The organism is Methylosinus sp. PW1 (assembly GCF_000745215.1).
Taxonomy (GTDB): domain Bacteria; phylum Pseudomonadota; class Alphaproteobacteria; order Rhizobiales; family Beijerinckiaceae; genus Methylosinus.
The window spans coordinates 83,450-99,607 of the sequence record NZ_JQNK01000010.1 but is presented as its reverse complement, the minus strand read 5'-3'; the positions used below and the strand labels follow the sequence as shown (position 1 = coordinate 99,607).

14 protein-coding genes are annotated in these 16,158 nt (G+C 66.6%); 9 read left to right on the top strand and 5 right to left on the bottom strand.

What is annotated here, in order from left to right; translation table 11 throughout:
• Window position 1 precedes the first annotated feature (1 nt).
• From K369_RS23830 to aroC, 3 genes are all read right to left on the bottom strand, one after another.
• Window positions 2–313, bottom strand: coding sequence for a hypothetical protein (locus K369_RS23830; protein ID WP_018264242.1), 312 nt, complete (start codon window positions 311–313; stop codon window positions 2–4).
• 108 nt (window positions 314–421) lie between these two features.
• Window positions 422–1,459 (bottom strand): histone deacetylase family protein, encoded by a 1,038-nt coding sequence (locus tag K369_RS23825; RefSeq protein WP_036296751.1) that lies wholly within the window; start codon window positions 1,457–1,459, stop codon window positions 422–424.
• Between the two features lie 4 nt (window positions 1,460–1,463).
• Entirely contained in the window at window positions 1,464–2,552 is a 1,089-nt protein-coding gene (aroC, locus tag K369_RS23820; RefSeq protein ID WP_036296748.1) for a chorismate synthase, read from the bottom strand.
• 155 nt (window positions 2,553–2,707) lie between these two features.
• On the opposite strand from aroC, the gene K369_RS23815 reads away from it, so the two are divergent.
• Genes K369_RS23815 through K369_RS23805 form a run of 3 tightly spaced genes read left to right on the top strand, consistent with a single transcriptional unit; the run spans window position 2,708 to window position 3,761 of the window.
• The gene (locus tag K369_RS23815) at window positions 2,708–2,947 is read left to right on the top strand and encodes a CopG family ribbon-helix-helix protein (protein WP_036296745.1); all 240 of its coding nucleotides are present in this window, start codon (window positions 2,708–2,710) and stop codon (window positions 2,945–2,947) included.
• Window positions 2,944–3,270 (top strand): type II toxin-antitoxin system RelE/ParE family toxin, encoded by a 327-nt coding sequence (locus tag K369_RS23810; protein WP_036296742.1) that lies wholly within the window; start codon window positions 2,944–2,946, stop codon window positions 3,268–3,270. The genes K369_RS23815 and K369_RS23810 overlap by 4 nt, the downstream gene beginning before the upstream one ends.
• Window positions 3,267–3,761, top strand: a complete 495-nt coding sequence (locus K369_RS23805) for a DinB family protein (protein ID WP_036296739.1) — start codon at window positions 3,267–3,269, stop codon at window positions 3,759–3,761. The genes K369_RS23810 and K369_RS23805 overlap by 4 nt, the downstream gene beginning before the upstream one ends.
• 82 nt (window positions 3,762–3,843) lie before the next feature.
• Here K369_RS23805 and K369_RS23800 read toward each other — a convergent pair whose 3' ends face one another.
• Together K369_RS23800 and K369_RS23795 are read right to left on the bottom strand one after the other, a co-directional pair.
• On the bottom strand, window positions 3,844–7,941 hold the full coding sequence (locus K369_RS23800) for a Pls/PosA family non-ribosomal peptide synthetase (RefSeq protein WP_036296898.1): 4,098 nt from the start codon (window positions 7,939–7,941) through the stop codon (window positions 3,844–3,846).
• Between the two features lie 476 nt (window positions 7,942–8,417).
• Complete coding sequence (locus K369_RS23795; RefSeq protein ID WP_051949585.1) at window positions 8,418–8,930, bottom strand: copper chaperone PCu(A)C; 513 nt, start codon at window positions 8,928–8,930, stop codon at window positions 8,418–8,420.
• Between the two features lie 336 nt (window positions 8,931–9,266).
• On the opposite strand from K369_RS23795, the gene K369_RS25015 reads away from it, so the two are divergent.
• From K369_RS25015 to K369_RS23760, 6 genes are all read left to right on the top strand, one after another.
• Window positions 9,267–10,607, top strand: coding sequence for an SCO family protein (locus tag K369_RS25015; RefSeq protein ID WP_198033210.1), 1,341 nt, complete (start codon window positions 9,267–9,269; stop codon window positions 10,605–10,607).
• Between the two features lie 106 nt (window positions 10,608–10,713).
• Window positions 10,714–11,055 carry a DUF2946 family protein gene (locus K369_RS23780; protein WP_036296733.1) on the top strand — a complete coding sequence of 114 codons (342 nt, stop codon included), beginning with the start codon at window positions 10,714–10,716 and terminating at the stop codon, window positions 11,053–11,055.
• 106 nt (window positions 11,056–11,161) lie between these two features.
• Complete coding sequence (locus K369_RS23775; RefSeq protein ID WP_051949583.1) at window positions 11,162–11,704, top strand: DUF1097 domain-containing protein; 543 nt, start codon at window positions 11,162–11,164, stop codon at window positions 11,702–11,704.
• A 142-nt stretch (window positions 11,705–11,846) separates the two neighbouring features.
• Window positions 11,847–13,922 (top strand): sigma-54-dependent Fis family transcriptional regulator, encoded by a 2,076-nt coding sequence (locus K369_RS23770; RefSeq protein WP_245278309.1) that lies wholly within the window; start codon window positions 11,847–11,849, stop codon window positions 13,920–13,922.
• Window positions 13,923–13,926: 4 nt separating this feature from the next.
• Window positions 13,927–14,262 (top strand): hypothetical protein, encoded by a 336-nt coding sequence (locus K369_RS23765; protein ID WP_036296727.1) that lies wholly within the window; start codon window positions 13,927–13,929, stop codon window positions 14,260–14,262.
• Window positions 14,263–14,317: 55 nt separating this feature from the next.
• On the top strand, window positions 14,318–16,000 hold the full coding sequence (locus K369_RS23760) for a molecular chaperone GroEL (protein WP_036296724.1): 1,683 nt from the start codon (window positions 14,318–14,320) through the stop codon (window positions 15,998–16,000).
• The last annotated feature ends 158 nt before the right edge of the window (window positions 16,001–16,158 follow it).

The following is a 16,158-nucleotide window of genomic DNA, read 5'->3' as shown; positions in this document are numbered from 1 at the left end:
TCTACGCCGCTTCGTTGACCGTGAAGGCGCCGACGAAATCCGGGTCCGCGAGAATCTCGCCCGTCTCCCACAGAAGATAATCGCCGGGGCCGGCGACGCGGAAGCGGCCGAGGTCCGGCGGCAGGCGAACCTTGCGGCCGGCGTCCTTGCCCTCGAGCTCTATGTGGACGCCGGTTCCGTCGATCGCGGCGATCGTGCCGAACATTTGGCGCAGCACCTTGCCGTGCGGCGTCACGCGGGTGAGACCGATGAGCGCGCGCTTGCCGATCATATGCGCGCGAGCCTCGCTCCATTCGCTCCTGCCGAAGTCCATTGTCCTCTCCCATCGCAATTGTTGCACGGCGTCTCTATGCGCAGAGATGCCATGATCTCGCTTCTTTCGGATGTGCGCCCACGCACGCGCCGGGCGGGGACGGAATTCTCACGCCCCCATCAGCGCGCCGACATGAGCGGCGACGCAGGCGGCGAGGTCGTCCGGCCGATAGCCGCCCTCGAGCAATGAGACGATGCGCCCGTCACAGCGGCGCGCGGCGATCTCTGCGAGGCGCAGCGTAAGCTCGGCGAAGTCCTGTCTTTGCAGGCGCAAGCCGCCGAGAGGATCGTGCAAATGCCCGTCGAAACCGGCGCAAATGAGGAGGATGTCCGGCGCAAAATCGTCGAGGCGCGGGAGAATCGCCTGCGTCCAAGCTTGCGCGAATTGCTCGCCGCCGGAGCCTTTGGCGAGCGGGACATTGACGATGTTGTCATAGGCGCCGCGCTCGCTCGCGGCGCCGGTGAAGGGATAATGCGGCGACTGGTGCGAGGAGCAATAGAGGACGTTTTTCTGCGCCCAGAAAATCTCCTGCAATCCATTGCCGTGATGCACGTCGAAATCGACGATGGCGATGCGCTCCACGCCATGGGCGGCGATGGCGTGGCGCGCCGCGATGGCGGCGTTGTTGAAGAAGCAGAAGCCCATGGCGCTCTCGCGCGTCGCATGATGGCCGGGCGGCCGCATGGCGACGAAAGCATTGCGGGCGGCCTTACGCAACACCGCGTCGACGGCGAAGGTCGCGCCGCCGGCGGCATGCAGCGCGGCCTCGAGCGAGCCCGCGCTCATGACGATATCGGGGCCGAGCATCGCGAGCCCGCTTTGCGGCGCGGCTTTCTCGAGACGCTCGAGCAGAGAGAGCGCGTGAACGGCGAGGATCGCCTCACGCGAGGCGGCCGGCGCCTCGGCGCGGCGCAGCGCGGCGAAAGCGTCGCCCTCGAGAGCGGCGGCGATGGCGCGAAGGCGCTGCGGCTGATCGGGACGGCCTGCGCCGACCTCATGCGCGAGGCCGGAAGCGTGGGTGACGAGGAGGGTCGTGGGCTGGAGGCCGCTCGCCGCAACGAAATCGGGCGACAGCGCCAATCCCGCCGTTAACGCAAGCGCCTGCCGACGGGTGAAGGTGGATGACGCCGGCGCTCGTCCGACCATCGGCTCAGCCGCCCACTTGCCCCCTGTGCCGCAGGAAATGGTCGGCCAGCACAATCGCCATCATCGCCTCGCCCACCGGTACGGCGCGAATGCCGACGCAAGGGTCGTGGCGGCCCTTGGTGACGATCTCCGTCTCCTGGCCGTTGCGGTCGATGGTGCGGCGCGGCGTCAGAATGGATGAGGTCGGCTTGACCGCGAAACGCGCGACGATCGGCTGGCCGGTCGATATGCCGCCGAGCACGCCGCCGGCCTGATTGGAGAGAAACTCGGGCTTGCCGTCCGGCCCAACGCGCATCTCATCGGCGTTGGCCTCGCCGGAGAGCTCGGCCGCGGCGAAGCCGGCGCCGATCTCCACCCCCTTGACGGCGTTGATGGACATGAAGGCGCTGGCGAGATCGGAGTCGACCTTGCCATAGATGGGCGCGCCCCAGCCGGCGGGAACGCCCTCCGCCACCACTTCGATCACCGCGCCGATGGAGGAGCCCGATTTGCGCACGCCGTCGAGATAATCGGCCCAGAGCTTCGCCGTCTGGGCGTCCGGGCAGAACAGCTGGTTCTTCTCCACCTCCGCCCAGTCGAAGCGGGCGCGGTCGATTTTATGCGGGCCGATCTGCACCAGAGCGCCGCGTATGGCGACGCCGGCGAGCACTTTGCGCGCCACAGCGCCGGCGGCGACGCGCGCCGCGGTCTCGCGCGCCGAGGAGCGCCCGCCGCCGCGATAGTCGCGAATTCCATATTTCGCGTCATAGGCGTAATCGGCGTGGCCCGGCCGGTATTTCTCGGCGATATCGCCATAATCCTTGGAGCGCTGGTCGGTGTTCTCGATCAGCAGCGCGATCGGCGTCCCGGTCGTCACTTGCCGGCCGGCGGAATCGGCGAAGACGCCGGAGAGAATCTTCACCGCATCGGGCTCCTGCCGCTGCGTGGTGAAGCGCGACTGGCCGGGACGACGCTTGTCGAGAAAGAGCTGAATCTCGGCCTCTGTCAGTTCCAGCCCCGGCGGGCAGCCGTCGACGACGACGCCGAGCGCCGGCCCATGGCTCTCGCCGAAAGTGGTAATGCGGAAGAGATGGCCGAAGCTGTTGTGGGACATGGAGCGCCGATCAAATTTATACCGAGCGCCGGTTGTAGGCGCCCCCCGCCGCTGGGTCAAATGGATGAGCGTGTCGAGCGACGGAGCGTTGAAGCGAGCGACTCTTTCGTCTAGGCTCTGCGCCGAAAACCCAGCGCAGTCAGGACTTGGCTCTCATGACCGCTTCAGTCACCGTCCGGCTCGACGAGCCGACGCTCGCGGCTCTGGACGAGATGGCGCGCAAGACCTCGCGCTCTCGTGACGAGATCGTCGCCCGCGCGGTCGAAGATTTCGTGGCGTCCGACGCTCGGCTGCTGGAAAAGATCATAGAAGGCCTCGCCGCCGCCGACAAAGGCGATTTCGCCTCGGACGAGGAAGTGGCGCGAGTGCGAAGGAAGTTCCTCTCGCCGTCATGAAGGTGCTCTGGACGAGGCCGGCGCTTCGCGATCTCGAGCAGATCGGCGACTATGTTTCGCGCGACAATCCCGCCGCCGCCGCGAAGCTCATTGCTCGGATTTGCGAGCGCGTCGATGCGCTCGCACAGCAACCCAGCCTCGGACGGCCGGGCCGCGTTCCGCAAACCAGAGAGCTGGTGATCGCCGGGACGCCGTTTCTGGCGCCCTATAGGGTGCGCGCCGAGGTGGTGGAAATTCTCGCGATATTCCACGGCGCGCGTCTCTGGCCTGGGGAATTCGAGCCCGGGCCAGAGCCGAGCGACGACAAGGACCCGACAGAATGATCACTCCCGCCTTCGCGCAGAAAATGGCGCGCTACAACGCCTGGCAGAATGAGAGCCTCTTTGCTGCGGCCGATACGCTCTCCGACGAAGCGCGGCGCGCCGATCGCGGGGCCTTTTTCAAATCGATCCACGGCACGCTCAATCATCTGCTCTGGGCGGACGCCATGTGGATGAGCCGCCTCGCCGGCGATCCGAACCCGAATGTAGCGATCGCCGACTCCGCCTCTTTCCGCGCCGATTGGGCGATCATGAAATCAGAGCGCGCGGCGATGGACGCGCGGCTGATCGCCTTTGCGGACGCCTTCGACGAGGCGGCGCTCGAGGGCGATTTCTCCTGGTATTCGGGCACCAAGCAGATGGATATCGTCAAGCCGCGCAAGCTCGTCATCGTCCATCTCTTCAACCATCAGACCCATCATCGCGGGCAAGCCCATGCGATGCTGACCGCGGCCGGCGCGCGGCCGCAGGATACGGATCTGATCTTCATGTGAGGCGCTCGGATGCGAGCCTGAAGGCTCGCGGTCCAGAGAGCGCCTCGGACCGCGAGCCTTCAGGCTCGCTCCATGACCAGCGTCACGCCGCCTTGCTGGTCTCGCGTCGCGCCTCCGCCACAGCGGGCGTCGTCGCGGGCGGCGTGGCCGGCTCAGCCGGCGCGCCGATCCATTCGGAATGCGCCGGAATCTTCTCGCCCTTCATCACCACGGTGAGCGGACCGAGCCGCGCGAAATCGCCGACATGGGTGTCGTAGAGCACGGTGGAGCCAGCGCCGACGGTCACGCCGCGGCCGATCTCGACGCGGCCGACCTTCATCACCCGGTCCTCATAGAGATGAGTCTGCAGCGCCGCGACCTGATTGAGCGCCGCATAATCGCCGACGCTCACGCAGTCGAATTCGGTGATGTCGGTCAAGTCCATGAACACGCCCTTGCCGAATTTGGAGCCGAACAGGCGCAGCATCCAGGGCAGGAAGGGCGTGCCGCGCAAATGCTCGAGCAAGATTTTGCCGGCGAGGCCCCAATAGAGCACGGCGCAGGCCTCGGTGCGCATCGCCCAGAAGGACCACATGGGCTTCACCTGCGGCTCATAGCGCCCCATGGTCAGCCATTTCACCGCCACCACGACCAGCGTCATGCCGACGGAGATCAGCGTCGACGACAGCACGAAGAGCCAGAACACCGACCAATAATCGCCGTCGATGAGCTTTTGGCCGAAGCTCTCCACCGCCCATGTGCCGAAAGTGATGAACAGCATGGTCGGCAGCGAGACGTTGATCGCCTCATAGACGGCGCGCGCGGCTTTCTTCCAGAAGGGCGGCTGATAGGTCCAGGCGGCGCCGCCGCCGTCGAAGGTCTGGCGCACCGGCAGCTTCATCGGCGGCGAGCCGAACCAGGTGTCGCCCTCGGAGAGCTCGCTGTTTTGCGGCGGCTTGGATTTGATGCCGATCAGCGCGCCACTGGGGATTTCGGAACCCGGCGGCACCACGGCGTCGTTGCCGACGAAGACGCGCGCGCCGGTCTTCACTTTCTTCAGATACATCCAGCCGCGACGCATATCCTCGTCGCCGAGCACCACCTCATCGGCGATGAAGCATTTCTCGCCGATCTCGACGAGATCGTAGCGGCCGGAGAGATTGGTCGAAATCTCCGAATCCTTGCCGATCTTCGCGCCCATCAGCCGGTACCAGGTGCGCATGTAGAGCGTGGCGAACAGCGAGGAGAGCGTCTCCAGCGTCACCTCGGTGGCGAGCGCCACCGCCCATTTGCGCAGATAGAAACCCGACCACACCGAATAGGTCCCCTCCGAGACGCGCGGCAGCACGATCCAGCGGAAGGCCACGATGAAGGCCACGGTGACGAGCACCAGCACGAAGGCGGTCGGCCAGGCGAAGAGCGGGATGGCGGCGAGATAGAGGGTGTGATCGACATCCGTTATGCCGAGCCAATTGTCGAAACGGTCGAACACCCAAAAGGCCGGGAAGATCGGCAGCAGGCCGAGCGGCGGCAGCGCCAGCACCAGCACCGTGAACATAAAGCCCATGGCGAGCCGCTGCGGCGCGGAGGCCGTCGATTGCGGATCGAGCGCGCGGGGATCGACATCCCCCTTGTAGCGCGCCGGCGAGCCGTCCCAAATCTCATAGGCGCCGATCTGCGAGCCGGCGGGAACCGAGGTCAGATCCTCGAGCGCCGCGCCCTCGCCGAGGACGACATTCTCCTCGATCACGCAGGAGGTCCCGACATAAGCGTCCGCGCCAATGTCGATCGTCCCGATGATCAGCTCGTCGCCGACGACGCGGGCGTTCGCGAGCTTCAGCTTGGAGCCGAGGCTCGCGCCATCGCCGATGCTGACGAGATCGATCGCGCCGACGTCCAATTCGCCTATGATGGCGTCCTCGCCGATCTTCGCGCCGAGGGCGGAGAGATAGAGGCGCATCAAGGGCGAGCACTGGAACCATTTGGCGTGGGTGAGGCCCATGAGGCGCTGCGCCAGCCACCAGCGGTAGTAATAGACGCCCCATAGCGGATAACGGCCTGGCTTGGTGCGGCCGATGACCAGCCATTTGCCGAGGATGGACACCGCCACAGTGGCGATGTTGACGCACATATAGACGCCGAGCAGCGCCGCCACTTCCTCGAGGATATTCGCATCCGGCGAGGTGAGCAGCTGATAGGAGACGAAGACGCCGAGCCACTGCGAGGTTACAAAGGCGAGGATGAAGGGCAGCGCCGCCGCCTGGGCGAGGCCGCAGAGGAAGCGCCGCAGCAGCGGCGGCGGCGCGAAGGAGAGATCGCGCGGCGGCCCGGCGAGCGACGCCTTGCCGTCGAGATGGGCGGCGAGGGCGCGCAGATTGCGCTCCGAATAGAGGTCCTGCAGCGTGATCGAGGCGAGATGCGCCGTCTCGCGCACCACGGAGACGAACCGCGCGGCGAGCAGCGAATGGCCGCCGAGATCGGTGAAGAAATCAGCGTCGAAGGGGATGGCGCCGGGAGGAAGCACGCGCTTGGCGGCGTCGAGCAGCGCGGCCTCCGTCTTGGTGCGCGGCTCCTCCTGCGCCTCCGTGTCGATCAGCGGGGCGGTGAGCGGCGCCCGCTTCAGCGTCTTGCGGTCCACCTTGCCGGAGGAGAGCCGCGGCAGCGAGGTCACGACCTCGAACCGGCCCGGAACCATATAGGAGGGCAGAAACTCGCGCAGCTTGGCGCGCAGATCGCGCGGGTCCGGCGACACGGCCGTCGCGCCGACGAGAAAGGCGACGAGCTCGTCCAGCCCATTCTCATTGCGCAGAACCACCGCCGCCTGGCGGATATGGTCGAGGCGCGAGAGCGCGGATTCGATCTCGCCCAGCTCGACGCGGAAGCCTCTGATCTTCACCTGATCGTCGATGCGGCCGCGAAAATGCAGATCGCCATTCTCGTCCAGAATCACCGCATCGCCGGAGCGATAGAGGATCGGATCGGAGCCGTCCGAGGGGAAAGGATTGGCGATGAACTTCTCGGCGGTCAGCTCGTCGCGGCGCAGATAGCCTCTCGCCACGCCAGGGCCGCCGATGAGCAGCTCGCCCTCCGCGCCCGTCGGCAGCAGCGTCAGATTTTCGTCGACGACATAGCAGCTGTAATTGGGGATCGGCTTGCCGATCGTCACCGTCTCATTGGGCCAGACCTCCGAGACGGTGGCGACGACGGTCGCCTCCGTGGGGCCGTAGCTGTTGAAAATGGTGCGGCCGATGCGCGTCCAGCGCTCCGCCACCGAGGGCGGGCAGGCCTCACCGCCGAGCACGATGGTCTTCAGCGTCGCGACGTCGCGCGGCATGGCGGCGAGCAGCGTCGGCACAGTGTCGAGCACGGTGACGCCGGCTTCCTCCAGAATATCGGGCAGCGCCTCGGTCTCGCCGATGATCTGCGGCGTGGCGACGAAGAGCGACGCGCCGGCGAGATAGGGAATCCATATCTCCTCCATGGAGAGGTCGAAGGCGACGGACGCGCCCTGGAACACCACATCGGAGGCCGAAATCCGGTATATCTCATTGGCCGAGCGCAGATAATGGCAGATGTTGCGCGCGGTGACGACAATGCCCTTGGGCGTTCCCGTCGAGCCGGAGGTGTAGATCAGATAGGCCGGATGATCGCCCGTGGCGCCGAGGGCGCGCGGATCGGGGCAGACGCCGCCCTGGACCGCGATCTCGGCGTCGATCAGCGTCTCCACCGAAACCACGGGGGCGGCCTTGCCGGCGAAAGCGGCGGAGGTCAGCAGCGCCTTGGCGCCGGCGTCGGCGAGGCAGACGGCGATACGGTCGACCGGAGCGTCGGCGTCGAAGGGCAGCCAGGCGGCGCCCGTCTTGGCGATGGCGATCTGCGCGATCAGCAGCTCCGGCCCGCGCGCGCCCCAGAGGCCGACGACGTCGCCCGGCCCGATCTCGCGCGCTGCGAGGCCACAGGCGATGGCCGCAGCTTCCGCATCGACCTCGCGATAGGTGAAGCGCCGCTCCATGGTCGCCATGGCCAGCGCATTGGGGCTGGCGACGACGCGGGCGGCGAAAATCTCGCAGAGCAGCTCGTCGCGCAGCAGATGCGGCATGGCCGGACCGCGCAGCACGGCCCCGGTCCGGGCCGCTTCCTCGGCGATCGGCGCGCCGTCGAGGGGCGCGCTATTGGCGAAACTGGGGTTCAACTCATTCATCGCGTGACATATCCGCGGGAAATCCGCGCTCATCTAGCATGAGAGCGAAGGACGATCCTATCCCGCATCCAGGCTGAATGCGGGATGAACCCACTATGGGAGAGAATTTGTTGCCGAAAAGACCGGCCTAGAGAACGACGGGCCTTTCTGCGTCATATTCATGACGGACTGGTTACAATAAGAGATCGCCTCGGCGAACAGCCATTTACGTCTCGGCGAGAAATGGGCTGAGCCCCTCCTCCGCGCGCCACGACGGCGAGAACTTCGATTTTCATAAATTTTCATGCAGACGGCTCTCGAGCAAACCGGCGGCCTCGATCAGCGCGGGGACTGGGCGCGGCAAAGCCGGCCGCTTTGGCCGGCCGCCTCCGCCGGGTCTTCGCCCCGCGATTCTCATCGTGAGTGGAAATAGGGGCGCCATGTGATTCGACCATCCCGACCGCCGCCGGCCGGAATCCTACGCCGCTCCGGCAAAATCAAGGCGCGCCCGGCCGCTCGACATGAAAAAGCACGGGCTGCGCGCCGGCGCGCTCGAATCGCAGCGTGCCGCGCACGGTCTCGCCTTCCGCGAGCGGGCCGCGCAGATCGACCAGCATAAGGTGATAGCCCTTCTCGCGGAAATCGACGACCGACTCGGCCGGCAGCGCGACGCCGTCCGCGAGCGGGCGCATGCGCCCGACGCCATCGGCGATCTTCGTCACATGCATCTCGACGCGAGCGGCGGCGTCCGCCTCAACGCCCAGCAGCCGGTCCTCCGTCTTCCCCTCATTGCGCAAGGCCAGATAGCAGGCGCCGATCTTCACCCCTTTGGGCGGCGTCGCGCACCAGGCGCGCTCCACCTCTATCGCGGCGGCGGCCGGCGCCGCGAGCGTGGCCGTCGCGAAAAGAGCCAGCGGAAGCGCGAGCGCCCCTAGAACGCAATGCCTACGCAACGCCAGGAATCGCTTGGAGGTCGAAAGGTCGCGCCGCCGCAGCGAGCCGATGATCATGTCTCGAGCCGATCGTTGAACTTGCCCCTCGGCGCCGGTCCGCAACATTTGCGCCAGCGCTGCGAGAGACGCCAGAGCCGACACACATAGCGCGAAATACGCGCGCGCGGCGAGTCTGTGCGCGAATCCGTGAAACGACCGCTGCACAGTCGTATCGATTTCGCGCGCATCGCGACGATCGCGATCGAACGCATGTCCGTTCACTTTCTGCACGCGACGTCCGGTCGCATGCGCAACATTCGCCTTCGCGTTGACCTATATGCGCAATTGCTGTTTTCGATAAGACGACGCGGCGCCCGCAGCCGCGACATGACGCCGCGAGATGGAGCGCCCTGCGTGACGAAGCCTTGCGTGACGAAGAATACGCCGATGACGCCGCGCTCGCCCTCTTGCGACGTCGCAGCCGCGACGTCCGCCCTCGCGCCGCGCAGGCTCGCTCGGCTCGCGATCGACGCGGCGAGCGGCCTCGCGGCTTTTTGCCGCCTCGTCCTCGGAAGCGCGCCGGCCGAGCGCGGCGAGATCGTCGAGCGCGTGACGATCGAGAATGGCGTCGTCCGCGTCGCGCATTACAGTCGCGGCCGGCTCGTCGATCAGCGGCGCGTCAAAGCGGAGGAGCTGGTCATAGAGCGACGCCTCGATCGCGCGCGCCGCTGCACGCATGTCGAGATCACCGCGGCGGGACGCCGGCTCGAGATCGGGCGTCATTCGACGCCGGCGGAAAAAGAGAGCGCCGTCGAGAGCCTCGCCACCGGCCTGCGCGGCATGGCGGTGGAGCCGCGCATCCGCACCACATTCGCCGAGGCGCTGCGTCTTGCGCCAGGCGCCGGCGTGCGGCTCGCGGCGCGCTTTCGTCGTTTCATTCGCCGACGCGGCTCGCGCCGCTCGAGCGGCGTCTCGGTCTCCATCCCGCCCGAGAGCTCCGCTCGTCCCAGCCGCCCGGCGAGCGTCCGCGCCACGCCGGGCGGCGAAAGGCGCCTTCCCGCCGCTCTGCGCTCGCGTCGATGGTGGATCGCGACGGCCGCCGTCATCGTTATTGCGAGCGCCGCGGCGCCGCGCATCGCCCCGCATCGCAACGAAACCGCCGCGCGCGCCTATGCGCCCTCCTTCCGCCTCACTGCGACGAATGGCGACATCGTCGATGAAAGGACGATGCGCGGACGGCCCTACGCCATTTTCTTCGGCTTCACGCGATGTCCGGAAGTCTGCCCGACCACAATGCTCGAGGTCGCGCGCGCGGCCAATGAGGCGGACCCTTCCGGCGCCGGCTTCGACATTCTCTTCGCGACGCTCGATCCAGAGCGCGACACGCGTGAGACTCTCGCCGATTTCGTCTCCTCCTTCCCGCGACGCATCACCGCCTTGCGCGGCGAAGCGGAGGAGACAGACCGCGCGGCGCAGGCGTTTCGCGTCTATCGCCGCAAGACGCCGCTGGAGGGCGGCGATTACACGATCGATCACACGACGCTCGTCTATCTCGTCGATCGCGACGGCCTCATGTCCAGCGTCGCCTCCTTCACCGAGCGTGGCGACGAAGCCGCGAAAACGCTGAAAGATTTCATTCGCCGTCAGAGCGCTCCGCAGCGGCGCGGCCGCTCGCGCCGCATCATTCAGCGTGAACGAAAGCTTGCGCGAGGCTCGCGACAACATGCCGCACGCGCGACAAGGAGCGTCGCTTGACGCTTTCCTGCGCCACTCGTACCTTCGCGTCCCGAACGCTGCAGAGCACTTTGCCTTGAAAATCCCGGGTCGGACATATTCGAGCGTCGAGCGAGCGGCCCTCGGCATGGTCGCGGCGCTGCTGTTCCTGCTGCAGACGGTCGGCGTCGGCATCGCCTCGGGAGCGACCGCCAATAGCGCGCAATTCTCCGGCGTGGTCTGCGCGTCCTTCAAGGCCGACGCGGCCAAAAGCGATACCGCTCCGAGCGAGAATCATCATATCGGCCCTTGCTGCATTCTTCATTGCAGCTCCGCGATAGATGTCGAGCGCGAGATCGTCCTCGTCGTAATTCTCCCGCTCGAAATCTCCTCCGACACCCCAGCGCCGATCTATGTCATCGACGCTGTCGCCGCCGCGCCCGAGCTGCGGCCTCTGTTTCCACGCGCGCCTCCAGCTTCTCTCGCCTGAACTCCCCCACTCTCCTTTTCGAAGATCGACGGAGCGAACCGCCGTCGAGGGATTCACGCGAACTGCGCCGATCATAGAATCGCGCGCGCAGCTGGAGGCTTTTGTCATGAGCATTGCATATTTCAAGGCCGTGAGCGTCGGCGCTCTCGGCGGTCTCGCCGCTTTTCTGGCTCTCGGTCCCGCCGCTCCCTATGGCGCGCAGCTCTTCGCCGCGCTCATCGGCTGGGCCGGCTACAAGCATTTGGGCGGCAAGCTCGAAGGGCTGAAAAAATCGGTCCCGTATAATCTGCTCGGCGTCGCTCTCGCCGCTGTGGCGCTTCTCGCGGCCAACCATCTCCCCTATGGCGAGGCGATCGGCGCCCCGGCATGGACGGCGATCGCCGTGGCGGTCACGCTCATAGCTCTCGTGCTCTCCGCCAATCTGCCGGCGCTCGCCGAATGGCCCGTCTCCCTCGCCGCCTATGCGACGCTGCTGGCGACGACGCGCGCCGACGAGCTCGCCACGCTCGCTCCGACCAATCCGGCTCTGCTGGCGGCCCTGTCGCTGATCGTCGGCGCGATCCTCGGCTATGCGGCGGAGCAGCTCGCCGAAGCGCTGTCGAAGCTGCCCTTGCCCGGCCAGAAAGCGCCCTCCGCCGCGCGCGGCTGACCACGCCGCCAGAAGCGCGACGTCGAATGCTCGCCCGCGCTCAGCGCGAGCGAGCGCCCTCGCATGAGCGGACCCGTCGACCGACACGCCATGCCCTGACACGCAAAAAAATTCGGGAGGATCGCTTTTGAGCGATACGGCGATGAGATCCCCCTTGCTCGGCCATGCCGCCGCCTCTGTCATAGAGATGCGCAGCGCCGAGGAGACCGGCTTCTATGGAGTCGACCGTCCCGGCGTCGCCTGGGATTGGATGAAGCAGACGGGGCAAGCCCCCGCCGGCGCCGATTGGGTGCGCCCACAGGTCGCCGAGGCCTGGGCGCGCTGCGTGGACGACCACGCTCTGCCCCCTGGCGCAGAATTCGCCCCGCGCCAGCGCCGCGACGATCGCGGCGCGACGGAGCTCGACGCCTGGCGCAATTCGGTCGGCGGCGTCGCCGGCCGGCTTTCGGCGCTCGTCTACGAGCTGCGCGCGCTGCTCGACGAGACCAATGTCGCGCTGCTGCTCGCCGATCCAGCCGGCGCGCTCGTGCAGCTGCTCGACTCCGGTTCGCGCATAACGGCCGGCGCCGCGCAAATGGGGCGCATCGGCGCCGATTGGAGCGAAGCCAGCCTCGGCAATAATGGCGTCGGCACGGCGAGCCTCTTGCGCGCGCCGATCGCCTTCGACGGCAAGGAGCATTTCAACGGCGCGCTGCATCGCTTCGCCACCGCCGGATGCCCCATCACGGCGCCCGACGGAAGTCTCTGCGCGATCCTCGGCATGGTCTCCGACCGTCGCGACGCCGCCAAGCTCGCCCTCGGCTTTCTCGAGATCGCCCGCCTTCTGCTGGAGGCGAGCCTCTTCGACCGCATCGCCTCCGACGGCTATCTGCTGCGCCTGCGCGCGACGCGCGATGCGGAGCCACGCTTCGCCGACGAGGGCCGCATCTTCATCGGCGCCGACGGACTCGTTCGCGGCGTCGATCGCGCCGGCGTCGAGACGCTTCGTTCCGACCATTCCGCGCTCATCGGCCAACAGGCGGCGACGGCGCTCGGCGTCGATCTTCCCGCGCTGGTCGCGGCGCATGAGAGCGCGCGCCTCATCCCGCTCACCGATCCGCGCGATCGATACGCCATCTTCGCCGAAGCGCATCGCTGTCCCAAGCGTGAGAGCTGTTCGCCATCGCAGCGCCGCGCGCCCGACCGCGCCGACGCCGCGCCGCCCGCGCCAGAGGCTCGAGCCGATTGGAGCGACAATGTGCTGGAGGCGGCGCTGCGCAAAGCCTCCGGCTTGCAGGAGCGCAATATTCCGATCCTCATCACCGGCGAGTCCGGCGTCGGCAAGGATCATCTCGTGCGCCGCCTGCACGCCAGCGGTCCGCGCAAGGAGCGTCCGCTCATCGCCATAAATTGCGCCGCCATTCCCCGCGAGCTGATCGAGAGCGAATTGTTCGGCTATGAGGGCGGCAGCTTCACCGGCGCGCGCGCCAAGGGCAAGGCCGGCAAATTCGTCGAGGCGGACAAGGGCATATTGTTCCTCGATGAGATCGGCGACATGGCCGCCGATCTGCAGGCGACGCTGCTGCGCGTTCTCGACTCGAGCGAGGTGGTGCCGATCGGCTCCAGCAAGCCGATCCGCGTCGATGTGCGCGTCGTCGCCGCCACCAATCGCAGCCTGCAGGAGATGGTGCAGAAGGGGACGTTTCGTCGCGACCTCTATTATCGGCTCAATGGCGTGCAGCTGTGGCTGCCGCCGCTGCGCGAGCGGCCCGATCGGCTCGGACTATTGGCGCAGCTGTTTCGTCTCGAGCGCGAGGCGCTGGCGGCGGACGAGGAGCTGCGCTTCTCCGATGAGGTTTGGCGCATATTCTTCAAGCATCCATGGCCCGGAAACATACGCGAGGCGCGCAATGTGCTGCGCTCCAGCATCGCCGTCGCCAAGGGGCCGCTCATAGAGATCGACGATCTTCCGATCGACTTCATTCAAGAGCTCGACTTCGACAATCGCGTCGGCGCCGGCGCGACGCCGACCGCAGAGATCATGGACGAAGCCGTCGAGAGCGAGACGGGATTCGGCCTCTCCGATTGGGAGGCGCGCGCCGTACGGCACGCGCTCGCCTCCGCAAAGGGCAATATCGCCAAGGCCGCGCGCAGCCTCGGCATCACCAGAGCGACGCTCTACCACAAGATGGCGCGTTACGGCCTGCGCAGCGACAGGCGAATCGTCTGCAAGAGGTGACGCGATGGGGCCGGAAGATCGCGCATTTTTAGAAGAGACCGCGCGCGCGCTCGACGCGTCCATGCGCGAGCTCGAGCAGGAGGCCGAGCGCCTGACGGAAATCGTCGGCGAGGAGCGCGCGCAGGAGCTACACGCGTTTCTGCGCCGCGAATTCGAGCCTGTCGACATAGAGGAAATACGGCGCACGCTCGATTTCGACGATCGCCGCCTGATCTCCGTGTGGATACGCCTCGAGCGCAATCGCGCGCGCCGCGTGGCGGCGGGACGCAGCGCCATGGCCCTCAACGCCGGGCGCGAGGACATAGACATAACGGCTTTCGACAAGCCGAAGAAAAAATAAGAGGAAACGCGCGCGGCGCCGCGGCGGAGCGCCGCACCAGTGGAGGATCAGAGTCGTGGCCAGAAATATTCGCTTCGGCGACCCCGTTCGCAAGCGCCTGCTCGATGGAGTCGACGTTCTCGCCGACGCTGTCGGCGTGACGCTCGGCCCCTGCGGCCGCAATGTCGTCATCGAGCATCGCGCTTCCGGCCTGCCGCCGGTCGCGACCAAGGACGGCGCCACTGTGGCGCAAGCTGTGGAAGCCGCCGGACGCACGGAGAGCGTCGGCATAAATCTCGTGCGTCAAATGGCGACGGCTGTCGCCAAAGAGGCCGGCGATGGAACGACGACATCCGTCGTGCTGACGCGCCGCGTCGCCACCGAAACGCGCAAGGCGCTCGCCGCCGGCATGAATCCGCGCGACATCGCCATTGGCATGGAGCGCGCGGCGCGCGCTGTCGAGGCCGATCTTCTGCGCCGCGCGCGCCGTTGCAACGACGCGCGCTCGCTCGCCCATGTCGCGACGCTCGCCGCAGGCGGCGACGAAGGCATAGGGGCGATCGTCGCGGAAGCGCTGGAGATCGCCGGCGAAGGCGGCGTCGTCGATGTCGAGCTCGGCCATGGCCTCGCCGACGATATCGAATCCGTCGAAGGCATGCGTTGGGAACAGGGCTATCGCTCGCCCTATTTCATGACCGACAGCGCGCGCAAGATCGCCGAGCTCGAGAATCCTTACATTCTCGTCTATGATCGCGTCATCAACGAATTTTCCGAGCTGGTGCCGGCGCTGGAGCTGGTGCGGCGCCGCGGCGGCAGCCTGCTCGTCGTCGCCGAAAACATAATGGAGGAAGCGCTTCCCGGACTCTTGCTCAATCACATTCGCAAGAATCTCTGCTCCATCGCCGTGAAGGGGCCGGGCTATGGCGACAGCCGCTATGAATATCTTCTCGATCTCGCCGCGATCACCGGCGGCCGCGCGATCATGGAAGCTTTCGGCGAAGATATTTCCAATGTCACGATGGAGCATCTCGGCCGCGCGCGACGCGTCGTCGTGCGCGAGGACGACACGCTCGTCATCGGCGGCGAAGGCGATCCGAACGTCATCGCCGATCGTCTCGCCTCGGCGAAACGTCAGGCCGATTGGATCGTCGAAGGCGACGCCTCCAAAGGCTCGCCGAGCGGCAAACGTCACGAGCTGGAAAATCTGCAGACGCGCATTAAAGCCTTGTCGGGCAGGATGGCGACGATACGCGCCGGCGGCGTGTCCGACGTTCTCATCAAGGAGCGCATGCAGAGAATCGAGAATGCGCTCAATTCCGCGCGCGCCGCGCAGAGCGATGGCGTCGTCGCCGGCGGCGGCGTCGGCCTCTATCGCGCGCGCGCCGCTCTCGCAGAGCTGCGAGGTGAAAATCTCGATCAGAGCCATGGCGTCGCCATCGTGCGCGCGGCGCTCGACGAGCCGATCCGGCGCATAGCGGCCAACGCCGGCGTCGACGCCGATGAATTCTTGTTCGAGCTGCGGCGATCCAATGATGATTTCTGGGGAATGGATATGCGCAGCGGCGCCTGCGGCGATCTCTTCGCCGCAGGCGTCATCGATCCCGTGCGCGTCACGCGTCTCGCATTGCGCAACGCCGTCGCGACAGCGTCCTCGCTGATGACGGTGGAATGCGCTGTGACTCATATTCCGGTGAGCGATCCGACATTCGGATTCGATGCGCAACGCGCGGCCGAAACGCGCGAAGATCCGCGCGCCTGAATGCGCGCATGATCGCCGCGATCTCCTCGACGATCGCGGCGATCGAAACAGTCGATGAAATTCGTGCGTATGCATATTTGACAGATGTATCGAGCGCCGCCTTCGAATATCGCCGCGCTCACGTCGCACGAGTTTCACGATCCTTTCGAATCCCTTGC